Below are 26,210 nucleotides of genomic sequence, written 5' to 3'. Positions count from 1 at the left end.
ACACGGCATGCGGTTGATATCCCTGATCAACGCCGTTCTGGTCACAGTAGCGTTGTATTTTCTGGTATTCGAGCGCGATGCCCTGTTTGCCTTTGCCGGCCGCGAGGACCCGGCCACGCAGACCGAGGCCCCGGCCGAGGCCGCCGATACCGCCCCGACCAAGGCCGTCCGTGTCGTAGCCCTGCGGTCCACCGCCCGCGAGATCGACAGCGCGGTTCTGCTGCGTGGCCAGACCAAGGCCAACCGCCAGGTGCAGGTCCTGGCCGAAACCACGTCGACCGTGATCTCGGAACCGTTGCGCAAGGGCGCCTTCGTCGAGCCCGGCGATGTCATGTGCCAGCTTGATCCCGGACCGCGCCCGGCCCAATTGGAACAGGCCAAGGCTGCTCTGCTCGAGGCCCAAAGCCGAATCCCCGAGGCCGAGGCCAAATTGCAAGAGGCCAATGCGCGCGTCGCCGAGGCCGAAATCAACCTGCGCGCCGCCCGCAAGCTGTCCGAAACCGGCTTTGGCTCGGAAACCCGCAAGATTTCCGCCGAAGCCGAAATGGCCGCCGCCCTGGCCGGAGTGAAATCGGCCGAGGCACAACTGAAATCCACCCAGGCCAGCATCGAGGCCGCCGAAGCCGCGGTGGACGCCGCCCAACTTGAGGTGGACCGCCTGACGATCAAGGCGCCGTTCCGTGGCCTGCTGGAAAGCGACGCGGCCGAGCTGGGCAGCCTGATGCAGCCCGGATCGCTGTGCGCCACCGTGATCCAGCTGGACCCGATCAAGCTGGTCGGGTTCGTCCCCGAAACCTCGGTCAACCGCATCACGGTCGGCGCCCCGGCTCAGGCACAGCTGGTCACCGGCCTGCAGGTCGAGGGCCGCGTGACCTTCCTCAGCCGGTCCGCCGATGAGACCACCCGCACCTTCGAGGTGGAAATCACCGTGCCCAACCCCGAACTGCTGATCCGCGACGGGCAGACCGCCAGCATCCAGATCGCGGCCGAAGGCGCCAAGGCGCATCTGCTGCCGCAATCGGCGCTGACTCTCAACAACGAGGGTCAACTCGGCGTGCGCACCGTCGGATCGGGCAACATCGTGAACTTCCTGCCCGTCCGCCTGCTGCGCGACAGCGCCGACGGGGTCTGGGTGGGCGGACTGCCTGAAACCGCCGACGTCATCGTGGTCGGCCAGGAATTCGTGACCGCCGGCGTGGCCGTCGAGCCGACCTATCGGGATGCGTCGCAATGACCGGTATCGTCTCCTGGGCCGCTGATCGGGCCCGCATGGTTCTGGCGTTCATCGCCATCTCGCTGATCATCGGCGGCTATGCCTATGTCGGTCTGCCCAAAGAGGGCGAGCCGGACATCGAAATCCCCGCGCTGTTCGTGTCGGTGCAATTTCCCGGTATCTCGGCCGAGGACAGTGAAAACCTGCTGATCAAGCCGATGGAAACCGAGCTTGCGGATCTGGACGGTCTGAAGGAAATGACCGCCACCGCCGCCGAAGGCTATGCCGGGATCGCGCTGGAATTCGACTTTGGCTGGGACAAGACCGCCATCACCGCCGACGTGCGCGACGCGATGAACAGCGCTCAGGCCAAGTTCCCCGAGGGCGCCGAGCAATACACGCTGACCGAGATCAACTTCTCGGAATTCCCGATCGTCATCGTGAACCTGTCGGGTCCGGTGCCCGAACGCACCATGGCGCGCATCGCCAAAGATCTGCAGGATGACCTCGAAGCACTGGATTCCGTGCTCGAGGCCGGGATCGCGGGCAACCGCGACGAGATGCTGGAAGTGATCATCGATCCGCTGCGGCTCGAGGCGTACAACGTCACCGCGGCCGAACTGATCAACGTGGTACAGAACAACAACCAGCTGATCGCCGCCGGCGAGGTCGAAACCGAACAGGGCGCGTTTTCGGTCAAGATCCCGTCGTCGTTCAAGACGCCCGAGGACGTCTATGGCCTGCCGATCAAGGTCAATGGCGACCGCGTCGTGACCCTGGGCGAACTGGCCGAGATCAACTATACCTTCGAAGACCGCGAAGGGACCGCCCGGTTCAACGGCGAACCGACCGTGGCGCTGCAGGTGGTCAAGCGCAAGGGCTTCAACCTGATCGACACCGTGGCCCAGGTGAAGGAAACCGTCGCCAAGGCCGAAACGAAATGGCCCCCCGAATTGCAGGCGGCGGTGGATGTGGGCACCTCGAACGACCAGAGCCGCATCGTGGGTTCGATGGTCAGCCAGTTGGAGGGCTCGGTCCTGACGGCCATCGCGTTGGTGATGATCGTGGTTCTGGCCTCGCTGGGCACGCGGGCGGCGCTGCTGGTGGGATTCGCGATCCCGACCTCGTTCCTGTTGTGTTTCGCGTTCCTCGCCATCATGGGGGTCAGCATCTCGAACATCGTGATGTTCGGCCTGATCCTGGCCGTGGGGATGCTGGTCGATGGCGCCATCGTGGTGGTGGAATATGCCGACAAGCGCATCGCCGAAGGCGTCGGCCCCATGCACGCCTATGTCGAGGCCGCGCAGCGGATGTTCTGGCCCATCGTCTCGTCCACCGCGACGACGCTGTGCGCCTTTCTGCCCATGCTGTTCTGGCCGGGCATTCCGGGTGAATTCATGGGAATGCTGCCGGTCACGCTGATCTTCGTTCTGTCGGCCTCGCTGATCGTGGCGCTGATCTACCTGCCGGTGATGGGCGGTGTCTCGGGCCGGCTGAGCCGCCTGTTCGACCGCAGCTCGAACTGGCTGCGCGCGCGGACGCCCTGGTGGGTGCGTGCCATCATGGTGCCGCCGGCGGTCTACATGATCTTCCTGGGCGCGATGCAGTTGCTGAACCCCGCCTACCTGTTGCCCGAAGGCGCCCGGGGCGGGCTGCTGCTGGGCGTGGTGCTGTTCCTGTTCGGCGCCTTCGCCGGATCGGTCACGCTGAGCGCAGCCCGGATCGAGCGCAAGCCGGACGAACGTGTCCACACGGCCAAGGAGCATACGCCCTTCGGGTATGTCATCAAGTTCCTGGTCGGCAATCCGATCATGCCCATCGTCTCGATCGTGGCGGTGGGCTTCGCGGTGATGACGGTGATGACCATGTACGGCCAGAACAACCGCGGCGTCGAATTTTTCGTCGAAAGCGAGCCGGAACAGGCCACCGCCTATGTCCGTGCACGGGGCAACCTGTCGCTGGCCGAAAAGGACGCTCTGGTCTACGCGGCCGAACAGGTGATCAGCCAGCATCCGGCGGTGATCAACGTGTTCTCGTTCGCCGGCGCAGGCGGCCTGAACCAGAACAACGGCGGGGCGCAGGCTCCGGCCGATACGGTGGGCCGCGTGCAGTTCGAGATCATCCCGTGGGAGGATCGCCCGAACGTGTCGGAGCCCGCTCTGGGCGGGTTGTTCGAAAAGCACACCGTGGCGCCCGAGTATGACGGCGATTTCGTGATCGACCAGTTGAACGCCGAACTGGCCAAGCTGCCGGGTTTCGTGGTCGAGATCCTGCCGCTGGAACAGGGGCCGGCCTCGGCCAAGCCCGTGCATCTGCGGATCAAGGGCGACAACTGGGACGACCTGACCAACGCCACGCTTACCGCGCGCGAAATGTTCGAAAACACCCCGGGCCTGATCAAGATCGAGGACACCCTGCCCTTGCCCGGCATCGACTGGCAGATCGACGTCGACGTGGCCAAGGCGGGACGGTTCGGGGCCGACGTGGCAACCGTGGGCGCGATGGTGCAGTTGGTGACCCGTGGCATCCTTCTGGGCGAAATGCGCCCCGAAAGCGTCGATGAAGAGATCGAGATCCGCGTGCGCCTGCCCGATCAGGATCGGGTCCTGTCCACGTTGGATACGCTCAAGGTCCGTACCGCGGACGGGCTGGTGCCCTTGTCGAACTTCATCACCCGTAAACCGGTGGCAAAGCTGGCCGAAATCAACCGCGTGGATCAAGAGCGCTATTACGACGTCAAGGCCGACGTGGAGTCCGGTCTGAGCAAAGTGGTGATCGACACCTCGGACGGAGAACAGCGGCTGGCCGTGGTGCGCGAAGTGACCGAAGGCTCGGAGCCTGCAGGGGCTACGATCAACGGTGCCGATGGAACGACCTATACCTTGGTTCAGTTGACCGACGCCGAAACCCTCCGGGACGTGCAGGCCGCCATCGATGACGGCGACGCCCGCCTGATGCCGGTCAACCCCAACGAGCGGATCGCGGTATTGACCGAGTGGCTGGACACTCAGCCCTTTGCCAACACGATCACCTGGGAATGGACCGGCGACCAGGAAGATCAGGCCGAGAGCCAGGCCTTCCTTTCCAGCGCTTTCCTGGCCGCGCTGGGACTGATGTTCGTGATCCTGCTGGCGCAGTTCAACTCGTTCTACAACTCGGTGCTGGTGCTGCTGGCGGTGGTTCTGTCCACCACCGGCGTGCTGATCGGGATGATGGTGATGGAACAACCGTTCTCGATCATCATGACCGGGACGGGCATCGTGGCGCTGGCGGGGATCGTGGTGAACAACAACATCGTTCTGATCGACACCTACCAGGAATACAGCCGCTACATGCCCCGGATCGACGCCATCGTGCGCACGGCCGAGGCGCGGATTCGTCCGGTTCTGCTGACCACACTGACCACGATGGCCGGGCTGACACCGATGATGTTCGGCCTGTCGCTGGATTTCATCAACGGCGGCTATTCCATCGACAGCCCCACCGCGTTGTGGTGGAAGCAGCTGGCGACGGCGGTGGTGTTCGGCTTGGGCATCGCCACGGTTCTGACGCTGATCGTGACGCCCTCGTTCCTGGCGTTGCGGGTGTGGGTGACCACCTATGCCGTGCGGCTGGGCAAACTGTTGGCCCGCGTGACCGCCGGCCGATCCAGCCAGATCGCGCAGGACATGGCGATCGGAGACTCGGCCCGCCGCATGCAGGCATCGGAAATCGTCTGGACCGACGATGAGGCTGCAGATGCCGAGGAAAGCCCGGGCGACACACCGGGGCATCCGCTGAAAGCGGCGGAGTAACACAGGAAACGGGCCGGTACTGCCGGCCCGTTTTCATTTGGAAACATAGCTGACGAGGTTTCAGGCCGCCTGCGTATCCGATTGCTGGCGGTTCCACAGCTGGGCATAGCGCCCATCACGGCGCAGCAGCTCATCATGGGTGCCCTGCTCGATGATTTCGCCCTTTTCCAGAACGACGATCTGATCGGACTCGGCAATCGTGCTCAGGCGGTGGGCGATGGTGATCACCGTACGCCCTTCGCCGGCGCGGGCCAGGGCATCCTTGATGTCCTGCTCGGTGTCGGTATCCAGCGCGCTGGTGGCCTCGTCCAACAGCAGGATCGGCGGGTTCTTCAACAGCGTCCGCGCAATGCCCACGCGCTGCTTCTCGCCGCCCGACAGCTTCAGGCCACGCTCACCCACCTTGGTCTCGTATCCTTCGGGCAGAGAGGTGATGAAGTCGTGGATCTGGGCGGCCTTTGCGGCGGCTTCGATCTCGGCCTGCGAGGCCCCCTCGCGGCCATAGGCGATGTTGTACCGGATCGTATCGTTGAACAGCACTGTATCCTGCGGCACCACGCCGATGGCAGCGTGCAGGCTTTCCTGCGTCACGTCGCGCACGTCCTGCCCGTCGATCCGCAATGCGCCCTGGGTCACGTCGTAGAACCGGAACAGCAACCGCCCGATGGTGGATTTGCCCGAGCCGGTCGCGCCCACGATGGCAACGGTCTGCCCCCCCGGCACCACAAGAGAGACACCGCGCAGGATCTCGCGGTCGGGGTCATAGCCGAAATGCACATCGTCCAGTTCGACCCGGCCTTCGGTGATCTGCAGGGGCTTGGCGTCTGGCTTGTCCACCACTTCGGCCGGCTGCTCCAGCAACTGGAACATCTGGCCCATATCCACCAGAGCCTGTCGGATCTCGCGGTAGACGGTGCCCAGGAAGTTCAGCGGCACGGTGATCTGGATCATGTAGGCGTTGACCATCACGAAATCGCCCACCGTCAACTGCCCGTTCTGAACGCCGATCGCGGCCAGAACCATCACCCCGATCAACCCGCATGTGATCAGGAAAGACTGACCGAAATTCAGGAAGGCCAGCGAGTATGCCGTTTTCAACGCGGCCTGCGCATAGGCCTTCATCGACACGTCATATCGTTCAGCTTCGCGCCGCTCGGCGTTGAAATACTTGACGGTTTCGAAATTCAGCAGGCTGTCGATAGCACGCTGGTTGGCCTCGGTGTCCTGATCATTCATCTCGCGCCGCAGCTTCACGCGCCATTCGGTGACCGTGAAGGTGAACCAGATGTAAAGCGCGATGGTGACGGCCACCACGACCAGATACCAGACGTCGAACAGCCACATCAGAACCACCGCTACCAGCAGCAGTTCAAGGATCAGAGGGCCGATCGAAAACAGCAGAAAACGCAGCAGGAACTCCACGCCCTTGACCCCACGCTCGATGATCCGGCTGAGGCCGCCCGTCCGGCGGGTCACGTGATAGCGCATCGACAGCTGGTGGATGTGCTGGAAGGTTTCCAGCGCCAGAGCCCGCAGCGCGCGTTGCCCCACCGGCGCGAACAGCGCATCGCGCAACTGCTGAAACCCCACGGTCATCATCCGGGCCACGCCATAGGCCACCGTCAGCCCCACGGCGCCCAGCGCCAGCGGCGGTGCGCCCTCGCCCGCCAAAGCATCGACCGCGCTCTTGTACAGGATCGGCGTATAGACCGCGATCAGCTTGGCCAGAAACAACATGGCCATGGCCAGCACCACCCGCCGCTTGACCCAAGGCTCGTCCGCCGGCCACAGGTACGGGGCGACCTTGCGGATGGTCAACCAACCCGACTTGCGTTCATCCATCTGTGGCAGGTCCTCGGAATTCATCGGCGCAAGTCTTCTCATGTAGCTACCCAAACACGGTTGCGGCCGGGAAAGCCCCGGCCGGCACCAGACCTACGCCTTTATTCGGGAATGGTGAAGACCTGCCCCGGGTAAATCAGATCCGGGTCGCGGATCAGGTCGCGGTTGGCCTCAACCAGGCGCACGTACAGTATCCCGTCGCCATACCGCTCGCGCGAGATCGCCCACAGGGTATCGCCCTTTTGCACCGTGACGGACCGGATCGGAGCCGACGGTTCGAGACCGGAGTCCGCCTCCTGCGCCCCCGCCGCGCGCAAGGCTTCGACCGGCTCGCGCTTGAACGGGGTTTCCACGCGGCTGAGCACCGTGCCGTCCGTGCCCACCTCGTCGACGCGCAGGGTATACAGGCCCGGATCGATCCCCTCGATCTGGCCGCGCCAATCGCCGTCCTGCTCGGGCGTAATGTCGGCGACCAGGCGGTTGTTCAGATACAGTCGCACCGCGGCGCCCTCGACGACGCGGCCCGTCAGTTGCACGTCGCCCTGCTCGGAATAGCCGATCGAATCCAGCGCGACCTGATCGGGTGCCTGGCTTTGGACCGACGGCGATTGCACCACCGACACCCCCTCTTCCCCCGAGCGCAGAACCGCAACCTGCCGCTGTTCGTCGGCATTTTCGGGCGTCATCGCGGGCGGTGTCCCGGGGGCCTGATCCTCGGGCGGGGCATCCTCGGCGGTCGTATCCTCGGCCTGGGTCGCGCCGGTCGCGGCGGGGTCCGGGCGCTCTTCGGTTTCGTTGGCGGTCGCGCCATCGGCGCTGGCGATATCCTCACCAACCGGAGCCGGTTCAACCGGTTTTGGCAGGGCCGCGATCAGATAGTCGTCCGACCGCGCGGTTCGGTCGCCTTCGGTGGTTTCCAGTACCAGTCCGCGCGCGGCCTCGCTGAAGGGAATGGCCACGAATTCGGCGAACTGGCCGCTCTCATCGACGGTGAAACTGTGCACCGGCGCCCCGTCAAGCAGGATCCGAACCCGGCTGCCGGGCCGGGCCGAGCCAGACAGCAAGGCAGTGCCGTCGGGTTCGACGAAGATCTGGTCCAGCACCGGGCGGGGCAAGTCGGCCTGTGTGCTTTCGGGTACGGTTTCGGCCGCGTTTTCCTGTTCCGCGCCATTGGCCGGTGCTTCGGCCTGTGTATCGGCGGGCGTCGTTTCGTCGGCCTCTGACGGCGCGACGGCGCCCTCGTCCTGTTTCTGCGGCGCTTCGGTCAGCGGCTTCGTCTGCGTGGATCCGGCCTGCTGGGGCTGTTCCTCCGTCGAAACCAAGGCGTCTTCGGGCGCCGACGGCGAAGACCCCGAGAACACGCCCAAAAGATAAAACCCGGCCGCAACCAGGATCGCCAGAACACCGGCCAGAACCCCAAAGATGAAGGATCCGGACCGTCCGCTTCCCGATTTGGCGTCCATGTTTCCCCTTTCACTCTGCCGCGCAACCGCTTTGTCTGAAAAGCATTCCTGCGGGCGGTTGAGCCAATCTATCAATCCCGCTATCACGGGTCAAAACCTCTGACACAACCCCGGAGTCGCCTTTCCATGCCCCAGAAGTCCGTCTGTGTGTACTGCGGGTCACGCAATGGCGCCCGCCCCGCCTATTCCGACCAAGCCCGAAGCTTTGGCACACTTCTGGCCCGCGAAGGCTGGCGGCTGGTCTATGGTGCGGGCGACGTGGGCCTGATGGGCGAGGTTGCCCGCGCCGCGCAGGCCGCCGGGGGCGACACGTTTGGCGTGATCCCGGCGCACCTGCTGCGCCGCGAAGTCGGCAAGACCGACCTGACACGTTTCGTCGTCACCGAAACCATGCACGAACGCAAGAAGGTGATGATCATGAACGCCGACGCGGTGGTGGTGCTGCCCGGCGGACCGGGGTCATTGGACGAGCTGTTCGAGGCGCTCACCTGGCGCCAGTTGGGCCTGCATGACAAGCCCATTCTGGTGATGAATGTCGAAGGATACTGGGACAGCCTGCACAGCCTGCTGGACCAGGTGGTCGATCAGGGCTTTGCGGAAAGCTCGCTCGCGCAGTTCATCACCTGGGTGGACGATGCGCCCTCGGCCATGGCGGCGCTGCGTCGGGCGTTGTCCTGAATCTCAGGGCGTGTGATCGGCCAGCACTTTCTCGATCTTCTTCAGCGGATGGTTGGTCAGGGTCTTGTCGATCTCGGCCACGATCTTTGCCTGCACGGTTTCATGCAGGTTGCGGCGCAGCAGCCCAAGAACCTGGGGGCTTGCGATCAGCACCAGATGCGAAAAGGCGCCCTTGTGCCCTTCGCGGTTCAGCAGATCGGCCAGGTCCTGCGCGAACAGCGCGCGGGCATGGGTGCGCCAGGTGTCTTCTTCAACGGCCGATTTCTGGTTCGGCCCCCCGTCGGCCCGGCGTCCGGGCCGGTCGGTCGGACGGGGCTGCACCGCGTCGGGGTCCTGCTGCTCGACCGACAGAACCTTCAGCTTCGGCTCCCAGCCAGAGGCGGTGTTCTCGGTGAACAAGGCTTTTTCGCCATCCGCAATCACAACCCAGGTTCCCGGTACCAGCTTCACCATTTCGTCCTCCTGTCGATCTGAATGCCTGGGGCCGCAACCGTCGCGGACCGTGCAGTGTTCACCTATGTATCAAAAAGAGACTTGCAACGGCAAAGGGGCAATCTTGGCCGACAGCCGCCGGAGGACAACGAAAAACCCGCCAGCTTTCAGGCTGGCGGGCCGTGATCCGGGCGTTCCGGGCCGTACCGTCACATACGCGAGGCGACGTTTTCCCAGTTCACCAGGTTGTTCAGGAAGTTCTCCAAGTAAGCGGGGCGCTTGTTGCGATAGTCGATGTAGTAGGAATGCTCCCACACGTCGCAGCCCAGCAGCGCGGTCTGGCCGAAGCACAGCGGGTTCACGCCGTTCTCGGTCTTGGTGACGGCCAGCGATCCGTCGGCGTTCTTGACCAGCCATGCCCAGCCCGAGCCGAACTGACCGGCGCCGGCGGCGGCGAACTGCGACTTGAACTCGTCGACCGAGCCGAAATTTTCGACCAGCGCCTTCTCCAGCTCGCCGGGCATTTTCGATTCAGCCGGGGTCATCATCTCCCAGAACTGGTTGTGGTTCCACAGCTGGCTGATGTTGTTGAAGATGCCGTTCTGGGCCACCGCGCCGGCCTGGTAGGTGCCGACGATGATCTCTTCCAGCGACTTGCCTTCCCACTCGGTCCCGGCGATCAGCTTGTTGCCGTTGTCGACATAGGCCTTGTGGTGCAGATCGTGGTGATATTCCAGCGTTTCCGCCGACATGCCCTTGGCTGCCAGCGCGTCATGTGCATAAGGAAGATCAGGAAGTTCAAAAGCCATCTCGGCCCCCTGTAAATTATTGTTGCGTTCCCAAGGTTAAATGCTTTGGCAACCGCCGCAGGTCAAGGCCCGAGAGCAGAAAACCCGGAGGTCCGCGATGCTGACGCAGGCGCGCAAGATGTTCTACCGCGCCCGCGGTCATTATGCAGGCAACCTGAACGGCGAGCCGTTCCGACTGGACCCCTACCATTCGAAATTCTGGCGCAAGGCCTCGGCCGGCAACTGGGAGCCCGAAACCTTCGCCGTGCTCGACCGCCATCTTTCGCCAGATCGCGACTATCTGGACATCGGCGCGTGGATCGGGCCGACGGTTCTGTATGGCGCTCGCAAAGCCCGGCATGTCTGGTGTTTCGAGCCCGACCCGACCGCCTATCGCCATCTGGCCTGGAACCTCGACCTGAACGACATCCGCAATGTCTCGGCCTTTGGCGTGGCCTTGTCCGACCGGTTCGGCTTGGCCCGCATGGCTTCGGTCAGGGGCGAGCGTGGCGACTCCACCAGCTCGCTCTTGCATGACGGCGCGCACGGAACCGACGCCCTGACCATCGCATGGGATCAGTTCGCCTCTGCCACCGACCTTTCCGGCGTGTCGCTGGTCAAGATGGATATCGAAGGGGCCGAATTTGCGGTTCTGCCGACACTTGCCGATTGGCTGCAGGATCAAAAACCAGCCCTGTATCTGTCTCTGCACGCGCCCCTGCTGGACGAAAGCAAGCGTTCCGAACAGGTCGAAGGCCTGCTTGCGGCGCTGTCCTTCTATCCGACCACGCGCGATGAGGCCGGGCAGCCAATCTCGGCCAAAGACCTGCTGAGCCCAAGTGCTTTGGCGCAGTTCCGAAGCGTGTTGTTCACGGGATAGAATACGGCGACAAGAATTCTCTTTAAACGAGAAATTACCCTTGCGCTTTCAGTGATGCTCTGGTCATTTTCCTGCGTTAACCTCTGAATACACAGGAAAATTGACTTGAAACTCATCCTATTTGTTGCTGCCGCAGTTTTTGCACAAACCGCCGCTGCAGAAACAATCGCTTATCATTGCAAGATGACCAAACAAGACGCCCATGGCTGGATTGCACCCGAGTATGGGTTCCAGATTGACCTCTCTACCGCATCGGCGATGGCCGCCAGTTCATACCAGGATTGGGTCAAGGCAAAATTCAAGGACCGAGGTGCCAACCGGTATCGTATCGTCTGGAACCTCGATCGAAAAATGGTCGCGGGGGGCAATGCCCGTGTACGATATCAGGCGAATCTGAACACAAGCGACAACACGGTTGCCGTTCGCATGGCGTTCCTGCGGGGGAATTTTGCGAACAAGCCCTACGGAGTCGGGACCTGTTCGAAAGTAAAGTAACAAAAGCCCCGGCAGAACCGGGGCTTTCCTTTTCTTTCAGTAGTACCCAACCTCGCTGCCGGGCTGGGCTGCAACCTTCAACAGCTTGAACACGTAGTCCGCAACCGATCGGAAGCACACCACGCGAAAGGTTTCCTCGTCGTCCATCCAGAACGCTCCGGCCACCTGCGCCAGACGCGTGCGGCGGATCTGGCCCGGCTGGAACGCATCCCGCGACAGATCGACGGGCGCGAGTTTGCCCAGAACCTCACGCGCGGTCGCCCCCGAGACCCGGAACACCGCCCGCGCGTCCGAGACGTTGACCGCCAAGGCATGAATGCCGCTCAGCGCGCCCTGCATGGCGGCCAGTTTTTCCTCGACCTCGGCGTAAGGAACAAGCACCAGCAGCTCGTCCGGCGACATCCAGCAGACCCCGGTTTCGCCATTGACGAAGGCCTCGCGCTGGCCGGGCATCTTCTGGCCGGTGGCGTCCTTGACCGCCTTGATCACGACTTTGTCGGACAGGTCGCCGCGCAGGGTGATCATTCCCTGCAGGCCGCATTCCTCGATCCGGGCGATGCCGTCAAAGCTGGCGTGGTTCAGTGCGCTGATGGGTTCAGACATTCTGCTTCTCCCCGTCCTTGTCGTAGAACACCGGGTCCACGATCTTGGCCTTGTAGATCTTGTCGTCGGTGCTCGGGAACTCGATCACCTCTCCCATGCGGTTCGGCCCGTTCTTGACCAGCCCCATGGCGATGCCCCGGCCCAGGTTGGCCGAGAAATAGGTGGAGGTCACGCGCCCGATCACGTTGCGCTGACCGTTGGCGTTTACGCCCTCGCCAACCGCATAGGCACCGTCGGGCAGAACGGAACCATCCACAGTCTCCAGACCCACCAGTTTCCAGCGATCCGGGTCGGTCATGTGAGAGCGTTCCTGCGCGCGCTTGCCCAGGAAATCCTCTTTCTTCTTCGAGATCGCCCAGTGCAGCCCCAGATCCTGCGGGATCACGGTGCCGTCGGTCTCGTCGCCGATCATGATGAAGCCCTTCTCGGCCCGCAGAATGTGCAGACATTCCGTGCCATAAGGCATCACGCCGAACTCTTTCCCGGCCTCCATCAGGGCATCCCAGAAGGCCTGACCTTGGCTGGCGGGCACCGCGATTTCATAGGACAGCTCGCCCGAGAACGAGATGCGGTAGGCCCGGCAGTCGAAGCCGCCGATCTGGCCGTCGCGCCACTCCATGAAGGGCAGCGCCTCTTTGCTGACATCCATGCCGCCGAGCTTCTCCAGCACCTTGCGGGCGTTGGGGCCCACCACGGCGATCTGGGCGTATTGCTCGGTCACGTTGGCGACATAGACCTTCCAGTCCCACCACTCGGTCTGCAGCCATTCCTCCATATGGGCATGGATGCGTTCGGCCCCGCCGGTGGTGGTGTGGCACAGCCAGGTGTCCTCGTCGATGCGGGCCACGACGCCGTCGTCGATCAGGAAGCCGTTTTCCGAGCACATCAGTCCATAGCGGCATTTGCCGACCTTCAGCGTGGACATCATGTTGGTGTACATCATGTCCAGGAACTTGCCTGCATCCGGCCCCTTGACGATCAGCTTGCCCAGGGTCGAGGCATCCAGCAGCCCGAGGTTCTCGCGCGTATTCCGGACCTCGCGGTTCACGGCGTCATGCACGGTTTCCCCGGCTCGCACATAGGCATAGGGGCGCCGCCACTGGCCCACCGGCTCCCAATCGGCACCATTCCGGTCATGCCAATCATGCATCGGCGTGCGCCGGATTGGCTGGAACACCTCGCCGCGCGCCTCGCCTGCGATGGCGCCCATCGAGATGGGCGTATAGGGCGGGCGGAAGGTGGTGGTGCCGACCTTGGGAATCTCCGACTCCAGTGCATCAGCAAGGATCGCCAGACCGTTGATATTGCTCAGCTTACCCTGATCGGTCGCCATGCCCAGCGTGGTATAACGCTTGGTGTGCTCGACGCTTTCATAGCCCTCGCGCGCGGCCAGTTGCACATCCGAGACCTTCACGTCGTTCTGGAAGTCCAGCCACGACTTCATGCGCAGCTGCACCTCGGCCTTGGCGGGCATCAGCCAGACGGCCTGCATGGGCGCTTCGGTCTCGGCCTCGCCCTGCGGTGCCTTGGTGTTCTTCGGCTTGAAGCCGGCTGCCTTGGCCGCGGCCTTGCCCGCGGCATGGGCATCGGCCAGAACCTCGCCCAGCGCCAGCGGCCCGTTGGCCGACCCCGCCGGCACGACAAAGCCTGCGCCATCCGCGCCCAGCGGCGGACGGTCGGGGTCGGGGCGGAAATGGGCGTTGGCTTCGTCCCAGATCAGCTTGCCGCCGCAATGCGACCACAGGTGCACCACCGGAGACCAGCCGCCCGACATGGCAACCGCGTCGCATTCGACCTCTTCCCGAGCGCCGCCAATGCCTTCCTGGTTGCAGATCGCGACCTTCTTGACCCGCTTGCCGCCCTTGACCTTGGCGATGGCCTTGCCGGGATCGACCCGGATGCCGAGGCTGCGCGCCTCGTCCGCCAGCGGACCGGCCGACGGGCGCGCATCAATCACGCGCAAAACATCCACGCCAGCCTGTTTCAGGATGATCGCGGTGCGGTAGGCGTCGTCATTGTTGGTAGCGACGATCACGCGCTCGCCTGGGGTCACGCCCCAGTTGACCACATAGTCGCGCATGGCCGAGGCCAGCATCACCCCCGGCACGTCATTGCCGGCAAAGGACAGCGGGCGCTCGATAGCACCGGTCGCCGTAACGACCTGTTTTGCGCGGATGCGCCACAGGCGGTGGCGCGGGCCTTGAGTGCCCGGTTTGTGGTCGGTCAGACGCTCGTATCCCAGCACGTAGCCGTGGTCATAGACCCCGGCCCCCATGCAGCGCGACCGCAGGGTGACGTTATCCATTGTTTCGAGTTCGGAAACCAATTGTTCCACGAACTTATCCACAGGCTCGTCGTTGACGGTGCCGCCGTCGACGGGCGCGCGACCACCCCAATGGGCGGTCTGTTCGATCAGCATGACCTTGGCACCCGATTGCGCCGCGGCTTTGGCAGCCTGCAGGCCCGCAACACCGCCGCCGATCACCAATACGTCGGTGAAGGCATAGAAGTGTTCATAGGTATCCGCGTCGCGGCTGTCCTTGTCGGGGGCCTTGCCCAGACCGGCCGACTGGCGGATGAACGGCTCGTACACATGTTTCCAGAACGGTTTGGGGTGGATGAACGTCTTGTAGTAGAAGCCCGCCGGCAGGAACCGCGCCAGCGCCGTGTTCACCGCGCCGATGTCATATTCCAGACTGGGCCAGTGGTTCTGCGAGATCGCGGTCAGACCGTTGAACAGCTCGGTCGTGGTGGCGCGCTGGTTCGGCTCGAACCGGTTGCCCTGCCCCAGACCAACCAACGCGTTGGGCTCCTCGGCGCCACTGGCCACGACGCCGCGCGGACGGTGGTATTTGAACGACCGGCCGACCATCATCTGATCGTTGGCCAGCAGGGCCGAGGCCAGCGTGTCGCCCTGATAGCCCTGCATCGCAGTGCCGTTGAAAGTGAAGGTGACCGGTTTCGACCGGTCGATCAGCCGGCCTTGCTTGGCGAGACGGGTGCTCATGTTTCGGACCTTTCGCGGATGGAGGGCATGGTGCCTCCGGCGGGAATGTTCTTGAATGGGCGGGGCATCAGGAGAACTCTCTCCAAGTCCAGCCCGGCCGTTTGGCCGAGATCGCATCGCGGATCTCCTGCGGCGGCTCGGTGACCTGGGCCGAATAGGTGCCGAACACCTCGAGGGTGGCGGTGCAGCGCGCGGCGTGGAACCACTTGCCGCAGCCGTTGCTGTGGCGCCAGCGTTCGAAATGCGCGCCCTTGGGGTTTTCACGGGCGAACAGATAGTCGTGGAACTCGTCATCCGACGAGCCGGGGCCGAAGCGTTTCAGATGCGCTTCGCCGCCGGCGGTCAGTTCGGTCTCTTCGGCGTCGACGCCGCAATAGGGGCAGGTCAGGATCAGCATCGGGTCAAAACACCTTTGGTCATGGATTCGGCTCGACCGTTTCTTGGGCGGTCAGCGGAACAAGGTTGTTGAAGTGGAACATCGCCTCGATCGGGATGGTGACGCGGCCCGGGCGCAGGGCGACGATGTCGTTGGCCAGCCGATAGGCGACCAGACCGGCCGCGCTCAGGGCCGAGACGATCGCATCCTGTTCGGCCGGGTCGCCGGCGTTGCATTCAACGATGGCCAGCGACAGCCCCAGGCGCGCGGGATCAAAGCTGTCGAGGACAGAGCGTTCGTGCCCTTCGACGTCGATCACCAGGATATCGGCGGCGGAAACGCCCGTTTCGGCCAGAATGTCGTCCAGCCGCCGCGCGGCGACGGTTGTCTCGGCCACGGCCGAATGCGGCACGTCCGCCCCCGTCCTGCGGTTGGCGCGGTCGATCGCGGCCACCATCCGGCCACGGTCCAGCGACGCGCAGCCGCGCAGCCAGCCCGGATAGGCGCCGGAATAGGTCTCGTCGAGGTGATACAGCGTCATGCTGCCCGCCACCTGCGAGACGGCGGCATTGACCAGCGTCACGTTCGGGTTGGCCGCATGCAGCGACGCAAGGGCCGAGAAATACAGCGGGTGCGGCTCGATCAGGACACCTTTCCAATGCGGCTTCGACCAGTACGGCAGGATGGGATCATCCAGCTTGCCGTCATTGGCCCCGACCTGCACCACCTGAACGCTGTCGGACTGGGCGTCGAAACACGCCAGCAGAAAGTCCAGCAACGCCAGCCGGCTTCGGCGCGGCCGGTCAGGTATCGCCGTGGGAAGGGATTGGATGTCCATCAATGCGCGACCCCGGCGGCGACGCTTTCGTCGATGAAGCGGCCCTCTTTGAACCGGTCCAGCGAGAACGCCTCGGTCAGCGGGGAATGCCCGGTGGCCATCAGCTGCGCCATGCCCCAACCCGAGCCGGGGATGGCCTTGAACCCGCCGGTGCCCCAACCGCAATTGATGAAGCAACCGCCCAGCGGCGTCTTGGACAGGATGGGCGAGCGGTCGCCGGTCATGTCCACGATGCCACCCCACTGGCGCAGCATCTTCAGCCGCGAGATCATCGGGAAGGTTTCGACCAGGGCGCGGACGGTTTCCTCGATATGGTGGAAGCTGCCGCGCTGGGTGAAGTTGTTGAACCCGTCGGTGCCGCCGCCGATCACCATCTCGCCCTTGTCGGATTGCGACATGTAGCCATGCACGGTGTTGGCCATCACCACCACGTCCATGCAAGGCTTGATCGGCTCGGACACCAGCGCCTGCAGGGCCAGCGCCTCGACCGGCAGGCGGAAGCCCGCCATCTCGGCCAGCTGGCCCGAGTGGCCCGCCACCACGATGCCCAGCTTGTCGCACTCGATGGCGCCCTTGGTCGTCTCGACCCCGGTGACGCGGCCGTTGGCCGAGCGGATGGCCGTGACCTCGCATTGCTGGATGATGTCCATGCCCATGTTCGAGCAGGCCCGGGCATAGCCCCAGGCCACCGCGTCGTGGCGCGCGGTGCCGCCGCGTTCCTGCCACAGCGCGCCCAGAACCGGATAGCGCGGGCCGTCGATGTTGATGATCGGCACCAGTTCCTTGACGCGTTCGGGACCGATCCACTCGGTCTTGACGCCCTGCAGCGCGTTGGCGTGCGCCGTACGCTGATAGCCGCGCACCTCGTGTTGGGTCTGGGCCAGCATCATCACGCCGCGCGGGCTGAACATGATGTTGTAGTTCAGCTCCTGGCTCAGATCCTCGTACAGGCCGCGCGCCTTTTCATAGATCGCGGCCGAGGGATCCTGCAGATAGTTCGAGCGGATGATGGTCGTGTTCCGGCCGGTATTGCCGCCACCCAGCCAGCCCTTTTCGATCACCGCGACGTTCTGGATGCCGTAGTTCCGGCCCAGGTAATACGCCGTCGCCAGACCGTGCCCGCCCGCGCCGATGATGATGACGTCATAGCGCTTCTTGGGTTCGGGCGAACGCCAGGCGCGCTCCCATCCGGTGTGATAGCGCAGCGCCTCGCGCGCCACGGCAAAGGCTGAATAGTGTTTCATGAGCGAATCCGTCCGGTTCGTGTTTGGCCGAAGATATGCCGTGCAGCGGCAGAATACCCCTGCCATGCAGCGCCGCAATATCGCACTATTGCGACATGTAGGCCATTCGCGGCCATTTGTCCCTTTTGTCGGACCGCAAGCAGGTCTAAGTCAGGGCAACCATTGTCGGAGGGACCATGACGTTCTGGGTTCTGCTCATCTTGTTCGCGCTGCTGATCGCGGCTTTCCTGGCCTATGGGCTGCTGCGGGAACGCCGAAACGAAGAACCGGCGGCGGCCTATGACCTGCGTGTCTATCGCGAACAGCTGGCCAGCGTGGACCGCGACCTGGCCCGCGGCGTGATCGGCCAGGCCGATGCCGAGCGGGTGCGGACGGAAATCTCGCGCCGCATTCTGGCCGCGGACGCGCAGATGCAGGCGTCCGCGACGGGGTCCGGCCCCTCGCGGGCAATGCGCGTGGCGGCACCGGTGGTTCTGACCATGCTGCTGATGGGCGGCGCCCTGGCTCTGTATCGACAACTGGGCGCGGCAGGGTATCCCGACCAACCTCTGTCGGCCCGCCTGGAAATGGCCGACGAACTGCGCGAGAACCGCCCCGGCCAGGCCGAGGCCGAACAGGCCGCCCCCCCGGTCGAGCCGCCGCAACTGGACGAAAGCTATGCCAAGCTGCTGGACCAGTTGCGCGAAACTGTGGCCAGCCGCCCCGACGACCTGCAGGGGCACATGCTGCTGGCTCAGCACGAAACCAATGCCGGCAACTTCAAGGCCGGGTACGAGGCGCAGAAAAAGGTCATCGAGCTGTCGGGCGCGGATGCCTCGGCCGATGCCTATTCGAACCTGGCCGAGATGCTGATCCTCGCGGCGGGCGGCTATGTCTCGCCCGAGGCCGAGGACGCCCTGCGTGAAGCCCTGAAACGCGACCCCACCCATGGCCCCGCGCGCTATTACTGGGGGCAGATGCTGGCCCAGATCGGCCGGCCCGATCTGGCCTATCGGGTGTGGGCGGATACGCTGCGCAGTTCGCCGCCTCAGGCGCCCTGGGCGCAGGCGATCCGCGCCCAGATCGACGATCTGGCCTGGCGCGCCGGCGTGTTCAACGCCCCCGATCTTTCGGCCGCTCCGGCCGGCGCCGGCCCCAGCCAGGCCGACATGGAGGCCGCTGCCGAGATGACGGCCGAAGAACGGCAGGAGATGATCCGCGGCATGGTTGACGGGCTGTCCGACAGGCTGGCGACCGAGGGCGGCACGCCGCAGGAATGGGCGCGGCTGATCTCGGCGCTGGGTGTTCTGGGCGAAACCGAGCGCGCCACCGCGATCCGCGACGAGGCGCTGGCCAAGTTCGCCGACAACCAAGAGGCGCTGGAGATGATCGTCTCGGCCGCGCGTCAGGCCGGGATCGCGCAATGATTCACGACGGGTTCGAGGAGTTTGCCGCCGCCCTGCCCCCTATGCAGGCGCTGATGGGGCTGGACCTGGGCGAAAAGACCATCGGTGTGGCCGTGTCGGACCGGATGCGCGGCGTGGCCAGCCCGCTGGAAACCGTGCGGCGCAAGAAATTCAAGCTCGACTCGGCGCGCCTTCTGGAAATCGCGACCGACCGGGAAATCGGCGGGATCGTCCTGGGCCTGCCCCGCAACATGGACGGGTCCGAGGGGCCGCGGTGCCAATCCACCCGCGCCTTCGCCCGCAACCTGTCGCAACTGACCGATATTCCGATCGGGTTCTGGGACGAACGCCTGAGCACAGTTGCGGCGGAAAAGGCACTGTTGGAGGCGGATACGACACGAAAACGTCGCGGACAGGTGATCGATCACGTCGCGGCGGGCTATATCCTGCAAGGGGCGCTGGACAGGCTGCGCTTTCTGTAACGGGTCGGAGACCGCGCATGACGAACATGATCTGGAAACGGAACGAGGTCGAAAGCCCCTGCGTGCAGATCTGCGTCGTGCATCCGACCGAGAAGATCTGCACCGGCTGCTACCGCACCATGGACGAGATTTCTCGCTGGTCGAAGATGGACAGCACCGAACGCGCCGCCATCATGGAAGAGCTGCCCAGCCGCAAGCCCCGCCTGGCCAAACGGCGCGGCGGACGCGCGGCCCGGCTGGATCGGTCATAGGGCCGTCGTCCCGTCAGAGCCTTTTTTTGAGGCCTGATCGTCGCACCCAGACGCGATTTGCCGGTCGGGTGCCCTGTGGCCTGCCTTCTTGGCCATGAGTTCGCGCTGGAACAGCCGGGTGATCTCGGCCCGGTTGGTTCTTGCGCGGTCTTCCGCTGCGGTGTCGCCGTCAGGCGTGCCCCCTGGGGAACCGCACCTGACCTTCCCGGAAATCAGCTTGAACAGTCGCAATTCAGCCCCCTTCGAACAGCTCGGCGCCGGTGCGATCCAGCCGAACCCTCGGGGACAATGCCTGTACCGGAATACACGGCAGATTGCAGCAGCGACCGGTGCCTACCGAACTTCGGATCCGTGATTAAGGGGAAAACCTCGCTGAAATTCGCACGAATTTGTCCAAATGGACAAAAAAACATGGCAAGTTCCGATACTTCCGCGCGCGCGCCATCGGCGACGGCGCGCAACGGACGTAACGTAACGAATTCAATACCTTCGGCACGGCCCGGACTGACCCAAGGTCAGCCGGGGAAAATCAAGGGCCAATCGGCCGAATCGCGGACCCGGACGGATCAGCCCGACGCCAGCCAGGTCTTGGCCTCTTCATACTCTTCGGACGGGAAATACTGGGTACGCGTGCCCAGGATGTGCCGCGCGACGCGCTGCGCCATGTGCTGCCAGGCCTTGTCGCCCACGATCGCGGCCCGGTCCAGCATGCCGATATGATTGCGCGCCAGCCGGAAATGCGCCGCCAGCGCCGACAGGCCCTGCCAGCCGTCGAACTCGCGCAGATCGATCAGCAGGCGGAAACCCTCCTTCTGGCTCAGCAAGCTGTCCAGGCTCGCCTCGGCCTCTTCGTACTCCTTGGGGTCCACCTTGCCCAACAGGCTGACCTGCACGCAAGGCCCGCCCAGATCGACGACGTGAATGGCCCCGAGCGATTCACGCAGCCACAGGCGCGCCTCGTCCAGTTGCGACATCTCGAACACCTGCACAGGGCATGGCATCAGCGGAGCCGCCAACCGCGCGCCGGTCTTCGCCCAAGCTTTGTCGGTGACCACCGCGATCCGGTCGAACCCGCGCCAATGGCTGAGTCCCAGCTTGGTGTCCTCCCACGCGGCACCCAGATCGTAGCCTTTGAATTTGGGCCCCACGATCACCAGCATCCGAACCTGGTCATGCTCTTGCAGCGCGGCCTCGATCGCGGGAACCAGAGTGTTGGTGTAATCTGTGCTGGAGACTTCTCCAGTCAGTTCGATTTCGAGCAAAGCTCCGTCAGACGTCTTGTGAATCGCAATCATCGAATGGCCTCCAAATCAGAGAATGGCCCGAGGTTACGGTGTTTCGATCCAATCGGCCACACCGCCGGGCAGTTCGGGCCGGAAATAGGCGATCATCCGTCCGTCGGGTCCGGCCGTTGCACCGTCACGCCAAGGGGCCACCCCGTGCAGGCAATGCCGGTGCAGTGCGATGGCCTCTCCCGGCCGGGCCGGAATCTCGATCCGGGGGCAGGTTTCAAACACCTCTCGGCGAGCAGCCTGATAGGCTTGGGTTATGTCCACCCCTGCCCAATCCGCGCGCGCGACGCCCGCCAGCGCCCGGCGGAATGCCGCCTGCATGATCCGGTGGCTGCCATCCCAGACGACCAGCGGCGCCGCATCGGCGCTGGCCTCGGTCAACGGCAGCCCCAGAATCCAGGCGTGCGGCTCGTCGACATGGCGGCGCCGATCCGGGCCGGTGGGCTTGAGCCCGTCCACATGGGCCCCGTCGCGCCGGGCCCGGTATCGGGCGGCGGCTTCGCCCTCGCCCCGGCGCGGCAGTGGATAGCCCGGATAGACCACCGAGACCTGCCCCGGGTGCAGCGCGACCGGACCGTATTGCGCGCGCAGGAAGTCAAACGCCGCGCCGCCCAACGGCCCCGAACCGCCAACCCGCCCCGCCGCGTCGTTTGGCAGGGCGTCGACGCCGATGAACCACGTCCCTTCACAGTCAAGCCAATGGAGATGGGCCGGATCCCGCACCGCCGCGCGGGCCGCCGGCAGCGCATGCGCCACCCAGTCGGCGACGGCGGGCTCGGCCGGGAAAACCTCCCACCCGCGCGCCCGGAAGGGCCTCACCACCCCAACGCCTGGCGCAGCATGTTCAGCGCCACGAGGGTCAGAAAGACCGCAAAGACGCGTTTGAGCGGTTTGGGATCCATCGCATGAGCCAGCTTCACGCCCCAGGGCGCGGTGATCATGGTCATGGCAACGACCACGCCGAAAGCGATCAGGTTGACGGCCCCGATCGTGAAAGGCGGGCGATAGTCCGGCGCGATGGGCAGAAACAGGAAACCGATGACCGATGGCACCGCGATGATGACGCCGAACCCGGCCGCGGTGGCGACGGCCCGGTGAATGGGCGTGTTGTACAGGCTCATCAAAGGCACGCCGAAACTGCCGCCGCCGATCCCCATCAGCACCGACAGAAACCCCACCATCGGAGAAATCAGCACCCGACGCAGCCCGCCGGGCATGCCATCGCCCAGCCGCCATTCGGATTTCCCCAGGCCCAGATAGGCCCCGATGCAGATGCCGAGAATGCCGAACAATGCCTGCAGCGCCTCGGTCCGCAGGGCGGAGGCGACCATGACGCCCACAATGGCCCCCACGGCGATCCCCGGCCCCCAGCCACGCAGGATCTGCCAGTCCACCGCGCCTTTCTTGTTGTGGCTCAGAACCGAGCGGACAGAGGTCACGATGATCGTGGCCAGCGAAGTCGCCAGGCACATCTGCATCAGTTGCGGGCCGCCATAGCCCAATGTCTGGAAGGTGTAGAAGAACGCGGGCACCAGAACGATCCCTCCGCCCACGCCCAGCAGGCCGGCCAGCACCCCGGCCAGCGCTCCGATCACAAGCAACAGGCCCAGCATCTGGACCAGCAAAAACGTCTCGGGCATCCGTCCCCCTTGGTATGCGGCCCTTCGGCCTTGTCAATTTGCCGGGGCGGCGACGGCGTCCGGCGCCACGCGGGCCAGCGCCTCCAGCACGACCTCGGGACCGGCATGGTCCCGGACCGCCCCTTCCGACAGGGCCCGTCGCCACCCCCGCGCGCCCGGACGGCCCGCGAACAGGCCCAGCATGTGCCGGGTGATCTGGTGCAACCGCCCCCCTGCGGCAAGGTGCCGATCGATATAGGGCAGCATCTTGCGCACGACGTCGACCGGATCGGCGGCGGCCCCGGTGCCAAAGATCAGCGGATCGGCCTCGGCCAGAATGTCGGTGGGTTGGTGATAGGCCGCCCGCCCGATCATCACCCCGTCCAGCCCGGCCTCAAGCTGGGCACGCGCCTCGGCCAGCGACGCGATTCCCCCGTTGATCGAGATGTGCATGTCCGGAAACGCACCCTTCATCCGATGCACCAGCTCATAGTCCAGCGGCGGGATGTCACGGTTTTCCTTGGGGCTCAGACCTTGCAGCCAGGCCTTGCGGGCGTGGATGGTGACCCGCTGACATCCGGCGGCCCGGATCCTGTCCAGAAAGTCGGGCAGCACCTCTTCGGGGGTCTGCTCGTCCACCCCGATGCGGCATTTCACCGTCACCTCGACGCGCACGGCTGCGCGCATCGCCGCGACACAGTCCGCCACGCGCGCGGGGTCTTTCATCAGGACTGCGCCGAAGGTGCCCGACTGCACCCGGTCGGATGGGCATCCGCAATTCAGATTGATCTCGTCATACCCCGCCTCGGCCCCCAACATGGCAGCCTGCGCCAGTTCCTCGGGGTCGGACCCGCCCAGTTGCAGGGCCACGGGGTGTTCTTCAGGGCTGAACTCCAGTAGGTGAAGCGCGCCACCTCGGACAAGAGCGGGTGCGGTCACCATCTCGGTGTAGAGAAGCGCATTGGAACTCAGAAGTCTGTGCAGGTACCGGCAATGACGATCCGTCCAGTCCATCATCGGTGCAACTGACAGCCTCGCGGCCTTTGTTATTAAGGGCTTATCTGTCATTTGGGCAATTTCTGTTGGCTTGCACGATGACCTGTTTGGGCCTTATTTTGCGGGGTTTTGCAATATTTAGAGTTTTTGGCATACCGTTTGGCATACCCACTTGGAGCTTGGCATACCGGGAACCTATAACACCGGTGTGCCAAAAATAAAGAATGGGAAATAATGGGCACTATCGTTGAGCGCAAGAGCAAATCCGGCATCAAGTACCGAGCGCAGGTCATCAAAAAGGACAATGGGAGGATCGTTTTCTCCAAGTCGGCCACCTTTCCAAGAAAAACAACGGCCACAGCTTGGATCCGACGGATTGAAAAAGAGTTCAATGCTGGGAAACTCGTCAGTCATCAGGTCCGCACCAAAGTACAAGAATTGATCGATCAAGTTATCGCCACCCAGCGCAAGGAGATGGGTAAGACCAAATCTCAGGTTCTGAACACAATCAAACTTTTTGACGTCGCTGATTTAGAAGTCACGTCTCTTCGACCCTCAGACCTTGTCGAGTTTGCTATCCAGGTAGCAGAGGGCGAACACGGATCTGCGGCTCGGTCGCCCGCAACTACGTCAAACTACATGAGCCATTTGGCTGGCTGCCTCCGGCTTGCCAGACCAGCGTTCGATGTTCCTTTCGACAAAAGGGTCATCGAGGAAGCCCGAGAAACCACGACCTCACTAGGCATTACTGGAAAATCAAAGAAGCGCACGAGACGCCCAAGTATTGCCGAATTGGATGCGCTCATGGAAAGCTTTGTGCGGCGGGAAACTCGCGACACTCGGGCGATTCCAATGAGCAAGATTGTTCCGTTCGCGATTTTCTCCGCAAGACGCCAAGCCGAAATTTCTCGCATTTTGTGGGATTGACCTTCCCCCACTGAAGTGGTCCGCCGTTATGTTGAGGAAAACGGAGGATCAGAATGGGAACGAAACGACACAAGCCGGAAGAGATTGTCACGAAGCTGCGGCAGGTTGAGGTGCTCGTCGGGCAAGGAATGGCGCGGGTGGATGCGATCCGTGAGGTTCGCATTACCGAGCAGACTTACTACCGCTGGCGCAAGCAGTATGGTGGGATGGGAACCGACCAGCTCAGAGAGCTCAAACGGCTTCAGAAGGAGAATGAGCGGCTAAGGAAGGCCGTGTCGGACCTGACGCTGGACAAGCTGATCCTGGCGGAGGCGGCAAAGGGAAACTTCTGAGCCCCGCCCATCGTCGAGCTTGTATCGAACTTGTCCGCAACGAACTGGGCGTCTCGGAACGTCGTGCTTGCCGGGTGCTGCGCCAGCACCGCTCGACACAGCGCAAGCTGCCGAGGGGACGTGCTGACGAAGAGCGCCTGGTAGCGGACATGATCGAGCTGGCGCGCCAATATGGTCGCTACGGCTACCGTCGGATCGCAGCCTTGCTGAGAGATGCCGGCTGGCATGTGAACGACAAGCGCGTGGAACGGCTGTGGCGACGGGAGGGGCTGAAAGTGCCATCGAGGCAGCCGAGGAAAGGGCGGCTCTGGCTGAATGACGGTTCATGTATCCGGCTTCGACCAGAGTATCGCAACCACGTGTGGTCCTATGACTTCGTCCATTGTCGAACCGACGATGGCAAAGCTTTTCGGACGCTGAACATCCTTGATGAGTACAGCCGAGAATGCCTGGCGATTAAGGTGAAGCGCAAGCTGAACTCCACAGATGTCATCGACGCCCTAAGCGATCTGTTCATCCTACGCGGTGTGCCGGCCTGCATCCGGTCGGACAATGGCCCGGAGTTCGTGGCACAGGCTGCCCGGGACTGGATTTCCGCGGTCGGCGCCAGGACGGCCTACATAGAACCCGGCTCACCCTGGGAGAATGGCTATTGCGAAAGCTTCAACGCCCGGTTCCGCGATGAGCTGCTCGATGGCGAGATATTCTATACCCTGCGCGAGGCACAGATCCTGATCGAACAATGGAAGAGGCACTACAACACGAAACGACCGCACAGCGCCTTGGGTTACCGCCCACCGGCCCCGGAAACCGTCGTCCCGATGGACCACAGGCCGACTATGCACTAACAGTCAAACTGGACCACTCAGGTGGGGCTGATCAAGACACTCCACGATTCTGGTGCGAGACATGAAAGATCCTGGAGAAAAAGAAGGGAACGATAGAGGTGGTTCGGTTCGTTTGAACAGTTTCGAGCCGTTTTGTAGGTGGATTTCCCGCTCGGTTATGCCGCGACCGGGATTGGTCGCGACGGGTTGATGTATGCCTGATCGGGCGTCTGCCCGTCCAGCGATGAATGCGGTCTCCGCGTGTTGTAGAATGCCAGATACCGGCGAAGGCTTTCACGGGCGGCCGAGACGCTGTCATAGGCGCGCAGGTATACCTCTTCATATTTGATCTGTAAAACACACGACTTGATCTGACATTTCTGCTCTTTTGGAGCGCAAGCAAGGAGTGTCGATCAATGACAAGCATTCAGGAAAAGATCATCAAA

General features: G+C 63.7%; 24 protein-coding genes. 10 read left to right on the top strand and 14 right to left on the bottom strand.

The window, feature by feature from the left end; translation table 11 throughout:
- Positions 1 to 7 precede the first annotated feature (7 nt).
- Both F3H26_RS04080 and F3H26_RS04075 read left to right on the top strand, forming a co-directional pair.
- Positions 8 to 1,234 (top strand): efflux RND transporter periplasmic adaptor subunit, encoded by a 1,227-nt coding sequence (locus F3H26_RS04080; RefSeq protein WP_149774800.1) that lies wholly within the window; start codon positions 8 to 10, stop codon positions 1,232 to 1,234.
- On the top strand, positions 1,231 to 5,007 hold the full coding sequence (locus F3H26_RS04075) for an efflux RND transporter permease subunit (protein WP_149774799.1): 3,777 nt from the start codon (positions 1,231 to 1,233) through the stop codon (positions 5,005 to 5,007). Before F3H26_RS04080 ends, F3H26_RS04075 begins: the two co-directional genes overlap by 4 nt.
- Before the next feature lie 60 nt (positions 5,008 to 5,067).
- Here F3H26_RS04075 and F3H26_RS04070 read toward each other — a convergent pair whose 3' ends face one another.
- Both F3H26_RS04070 and F3H26_RS04065 read right to left on the bottom strand, forming a co-directional pair.
- The gene (locus tag F3H26_RS04070) at positions 5,068 to 6,891 is read right to left on the bottom strand and encodes an ABCB family ABC transporter ATP-binding protein/permease (RefSeq protein WP_149774798.1); all 1,824 of its coding nucleotides are present in this window, start codon (positions 6,889 to 6,891) and stop codon (positions 5,068 to 5,070) included.
- Between the two features lie 59 nt (positions 6,892 to 6,950).
- On the bottom strand, positions 6,951 to 8,312 hold the full coding sequence (locus tag F3H26_RS04065; protein WP_149774797.1) for a LysM peptidoglycan-binding domain-containing protein: 1,362 nt from the start codon (positions 8,310 to 8,312) through the stop codon (positions 6,951 to 6,953).
- Positions 8,313 to 8,438: 126 nt separating this feature from the next.
- On the opposite strand from F3H26_RS04065, the gene F3H26_RS04060 reads away from it, so the two are divergent.
- A complete protein-coding gene (locus F3H26_RS04060) occupies positions 8,439 to 8,990 on the top strand; it encodes an LOG family protein (RefSeq protein WP_149774796.1) in 552 nt (183 codons plus the stop codon).
- Between the two features lie 3 nt (positions 8,991 to 8,993).
- Here F3H26_RS04060 and F3H26_RS04055 read toward each other — a convergent pair whose 3' ends face one another.
- Positions 8,994 to 9,443 (bottom strand): host attachment family protein, encoded by a 450-nt coding sequence (locus tag F3H26_RS04055; RefSeq protein ID WP_149774795.1) that lies wholly within the window; start codon positions 9,441 to 9,443, stop codon positions 8,994 to 8,996.
- A 188-nt stretch (positions 9,444 to 9,631) separates the two neighbouring features.
- Positions 9,632 to 10,231, bottom strand: coding sequence for a superoxide dismutase (locus tag F3H26_RS04050; RefSeq protein WP_149774794.1), 600 nt, complete (start codon positions 10,229 to 10,231; stop codon positions 9,632 to 9,634).
- A gap of 97 nt (positions 10,232 to 10,328) precedes the next feature.
- Between F3H26_RS04050 and F3H26_RS04045 the strand changes: the two genes are divergently transcribed.
- Both F3H26_RS04045 and F3H26_RS04040 read left to right on the top strand, forming a co-directional pair.
- A complete protein-coding gene (locus F3H26_RS04045) occupies positions 10,329 to 11,090 on the top strand; it encodes an FkbM family methyltransferase (RefSeq protein WP_149774793.1) in 762 nt (253 codons plus the stop codon).
- Positions 11,091 to 11,195: 105 nt separating this feature from the next.
- A complete protein-coding gene (locus tag F3H26_RS04040) occupies positions 11,196 to 11,585 on the top strand; it encodes a hypothetical protein (RefSeq protein WP_149774792.1) in 390 nt (129 codons plus the stop codon).
- A 36-nt stretch (positions 11,586 to 11,621) separates the two neighbouring features.
- On the opposite strand, the gene F3H26_RS04035 is transcribed toward F3H26_RS04040, so the two are convergent.
- From F3H26_RS04035 to F3H26_RS04015, 5 genes are all read right to left on the bottom strand, one after another.
- The gene (locus tag F3H26_RS04035; RefSeq protein ID WP_149774791.1) at positions 11,622 to 12,188 is read right to left on the bottom strand and encodes a sarcosine oxidase subunit gamma; all 567 of its coding nucleotides are present in this window, start codon (positions 12,186 to 12,188) and stop codon (positions 11,622 to 11,624) included.
- Positions 12,181 to 15,195 carry a sarcosine oxidase subunit alpha family protein gene (locus tag F3H26_RS04030; RefSeq protein ID WP_149774790.1) on the bottom strand — a complete coding sequence of 1,005 codons (3,015 nt, stop codon included), beginning with the start codon at positions 15,193 to 15,195 and terminating at the stop codon, positions 12,181 to 12,183. The genes F3H26_RS04035 and F3H26_RS04030 overlap by 8 nt, the downstream gene beginning before the upstream one ends.
- A 67-nt stretch (positions 15,196 to 15,262) precedes the next feature.
- Positions 15,263 to 15,592, bottom strand: coding sequence for a sarcosine oxidase subunit delta (locus F3H26_RS04025; protein WP_149774789.1), 330 nt, complete (start codon positions 15,590 to 15,592; stop codon positions 15,263 to 15,265).
- A 19-nt stretch (positions 15,593 to 15,611) separates the two neighbouring features.
- Positions 15,612 to 16,409, bottom strand: coding sequence for an FkbM family methyltransferase (locus F3H26_RS04020; protein ID WP_149774788.1), 798 nt, complete (start codon positions 16,407 to 16,409; stop codon positions 15,612 to 15,614).
- Complete coding sequence (locus F3H26_RS04015) at positions 16,409 to 17,653, bottom strand: sarcosine oxidase subunit beta family protein (protein WP_149774787.1); 1,245 nt, start codon at positions 17,651 to 17,653, stop codon at positions 16,409 to 16,411. The genes F3H26_RS04020 and F3H26_RS04015 overlap by 1 nt, the downstream gene beginning before the upstream one ends.
- A 176-nt stretch (positions 17,654 to 17,829) precedes the next feature.
- Here F3H26_RS04015 and ccmI point away from each other — a divergent pair, with 176 nt between their 5' ends.
- The 3 genes from ccmI to F3H26_RS04000 are packed head-to-tail and all read left to right on the top strand — an operon-like array spanning position 17,830 to position 19,771.
- On the top strand, positions 17,830 to 19,059 hold the full coding sequence (gene ccmI, locus F3H26_RS04010; protein WP_149774786.1) for a c-type cytochrome biogenesis protein CcmI: 1,230 nt from the start codon (positions 17,830 to 17,832) through the stop codon (positions 19,057 to 19,059).
- Positions 19,056 to 19,520, top strand: a complete 465-nt coding sequence (gene ruvX / locus F3H26_RS04005; protein WP_149774785.1) for a Holliday junction resolvase RuvX — start codon at positions 19,056 to 19,058, stop codon at positions 19,518 to 19,520. Before ccmI ends, ruvX begins: the two co-directional genes overlap by 4 nt.
- 17 nt (positions 19,521 to 19,537) lie before the next feature.
- The gene (locus F3H26_RS04000; protein ID WP_005982310.1) at positions 19,538 to 19,771 is read left to right on the top strand and encodes a DUF1289 domain-containing protein; all 234 of its coding nucleotides are present in this window, start codon (positions 19,538 to 19,540) and stop codon (positions 19,769 to 19,771) included.
- Between the two features lie 566 nt (positions 19,772 to 20,337).
- Here the strand turns inward: F3H26_RS04000 and F3H26_RS03995 are convergent.
- Genes F3H26_RS03995 through dusA form a run of 4 tightly spaced genes read right to left on the bottom strand, consistent with a single transcriptional unit; the run spans position 20,338 to position 23,750 of the window.
- Positions 20,338 to 21,066: a SpoIIAA family protein gene (locus F3H26_RS03995; RefSeq protein ID WP_149774784.1), complete on the bottom strand. Its 729-nt coding sequence runs from the start codon at positions 21,064 to 21,066 to the stop codon at positions 20,338 to 20,340.
- Between the two features lie 33 nt (positions 21,067 to 21,099).
- Positions 21,100 to 21,885, bottom strand: coding sequence for a phytanoyl-CoA dioxygenase family protein (locus F3H26_RS03990; RefSeq protein WP_394349761.1), 786 nt, complete (start codon positions 21,883 to 21,885; stop codon positions 21,100 to 21,102).
- On the bottom strand, positions 21,879 to 22,703 hold the full coding sequence (locus tag F3H26_RS03985; RefSeq protein ID WP_149774782.1) for a sulfite exporter TauE/SafE family protein: 825 nt from the start codon (positions 22,701 to 22,703) through the stop codon (positions 21,879 to 21,881). Before F3H26_RS03985 ends, F3H26_RS03990 begins: the two co-directional genes overlap by 7 nt.
- A gap of 33 nt (positions 22,704 to 22,736) precedes the next feature.
- Entirely contained in the window at positions 22,737 to 23,750 is a 1,014-nt protein-coding gene (gene dusA, locus F3H26_RS03980) for a tRNA dihydrouridine(20/20a) synthase DusA (RefSeq protein ID WP_149774781.1), read from the bottom strand.
- Positions 23,751 to 23,912: 162 nt separating this feature from the next.
- On the opposite strand from dusA, the gene F3H26_RS03975 reads away from it, so the two are divergent.
- On the top strand, positions 23,913 to 24,605 hold the full coding sequence (locus tag F3H26_RS03975; RefSeq protein WP_149774780.1) for a hypothetical protein: 693 nt from the start codon (positions 23,913 to 23,915) through the stop codon (positions 24,603 to 24,605).
- A 53-nt stretch (positions 24,606 to 24,658) separates the two neighbouring features.
- Positions 24,659 to 25,785, top strand: a protein-coding gene (locus F3H26_RS03970) for an IS3 family transposase (RefSeq protein ID WP_149774779.1) whose coding sequence is annotated in 2 segments (ribosomal slippage) — positions 24,659 to 24,923 and positions 24,923 to 25,785 — 1,128 coding nt in all. Because the reading frame shifts where the segments join, the coding sequence is not laid out codon by codon here.
- 155 nt (positions 25,786 to 25,940) lie between these two features.
- Here the strand turns inward: F3H26_RS03970 and F3H26_RS03965 are convergent.
- The gene (locus F3H26_RS03965; RefSeq protein WP_262504550.1) at positions 25,941 to 26,135 is read right to left on the bottom strand and encodes an integrase core domain-containing protein; all 195 of its coding nucleotides are present in this window, start codon (positions 26,133 to 26,135) and stop codon (positions 25,941 to 25,943) included.
- Positions 26,136 to 26,210: the final 75 nt, after the last annotated feature.

Origin of the sequence: Ruegeria intermedia (assembly GCF_900129345.1) — a bacterium.
Lineage (GTDB): Bacteria > Pseudomonadota > Alphaproteobacteria > Rhodobacterales > Rhodobacteraceae > Ruegeria > Ruegeria intermedia.
Note: the sequence above shows the minus strand (reverse complement) of the source record. Positions and strands in the feature narration are given on the sequence as shown.

Bases quoted from the DNA above. Each gene is read 5' to 3' on its own strand.
- F3H26_RS04080 (WP_149774800.1), top strand. From the start codon at position 8: ATGCGGTTGATATCCCTGATCAACGCCGTTCTGGTCACAGTAGCGTTG.
- F3H26_RS04075 (WP_149774799.1), top strand. From the start codon at position 1,231: ATGACCGGTATCGTCTCCTGGGCCGCTGATCGGGCCCGCATGGTTCTG.
- F3H26_RS04070 (WP_149774798.1), bottom strand. From the start codon at position 6,891: ATGAGAAGACTTGCGCCGATGAATTCCGAGGACCTGCCACAGATGGAT.
- F3H26_RS04065 (WP_149774797.1), bottom strand. From the start codon at position 8,312: ATGGACGCCAAATCGGGAAGCGGACGGTCCGGATCCTTCATCTTTGGG.
- F3H26_RS04060 (WP_149774796.1), top strand. From the start codon at position 8,439: ATGCCCCAGAAGTCCGTCTGTGTGTACTGCGGGTCACGCAATGGCGCC.
- F3H26_RS04055 (WP_149774795.1), bottom strand. From the start codon at position 9,443: ATGGTGAAGCTGGTACCGGGAACCTGGGTTGTGATTGCGGATGGCGAA.
- F3H26_RS04050 (WP_149774794.1), bottom strand. From the start codon at position 10,231: ATGGCTTTTGAACTTCCTGATCTTCCTTATGCACATGACGCGCTGGCA.
- F3H26_RS04045 (WP_149774793.1), top strand. From the start codon at position 10,329: ATGCTGACGCAGGCGCGCAAGATGTTCTACCGCGCCCGCGGTCATTAT.
- F3H26_RS04035 (WP_149774791.1), bottom strand. From the start codon at position 12,188: ATGTCTGAACCCATCAGCGCACTGAACCACGCCAGCTTTGACGGCATC.
- F3H26_RS04030 (WP_149774790.1), bottom strand. From the start codon at position 15,195: ATGAGCACCCGTCTCGCCAAGCAAGGCCGGCTGATCGACCGGTCGAAA.
- F3H26_RS04025 (WP_149774789.1), bottom strand. From the start codon at position 15,592: ATGCTGATCCTGACCTGCCCCTATTGCGGCGTCGACGCCGAAGAGACC.
- F3H26_RS04020 (WP_149774788.1), bottom strand. From the start codon at position 16,409: ATGGACATCCAATCCCTTCCCACGGCGATACCTGACCGGCCGCGCCGA.
- F3H26_RS04015 (WP_149774787.1), bottom strand. From the start codon at position 17,653: ATGAAACACTATTCAGCCTTTGCCGTGGCGCGCGAGGCGCTGCGCTAT.
- ccmI (WP_149774786.1), top strand. From the start codon at position 17,830: ATGACGTTCTGGGTTCTGCTCATCTTGTTCGCGCTGCTGATCGCGGCT.
- ruvX (WP_149774785.1), top strand. From the start codon at position 19,056: ATGATTCACGACGGGTTCGAGGAGTTTGCCGCCGCCCTGCCCCCTATG.
- F3H26_RS04000 (WP_005982310.1), top strand. From the start codon at position 19,538: ATGACGAACATGATCTGGAAACGGAACGAGGTCGAAAGCCCCTGCGTG.
- F3H26_RS03995 (WP_149774784.1), bottom strand. From the start codon at position 21,066: ATGATTGCGATTCACAAGACGTCTGACGGAGCTTTGCTCGAAATCGAA.
- F3H26_RS03985 (WP_149774782.1), bottom strand. From the start codon at position 22,703: ATGCCCGAGACGTTTTTGCTGGTCCAGATGCTGGGCCTGTTGCTTGTG.
- dusA (WP_149774781.1), bottom strand. From the start codon at position 23,750: ATGACAGATAAGCCCTTAATAACAAAGGCCGCGAGGCTGTCAGTTGCA.
- F3H26_RS03975 (WP_149774780.1), top strand. From the start codon at position 23,913: ATGGGCACTATCGTTGAGCGCAAGAGCAAATCCGGCATCAAGTACCGA.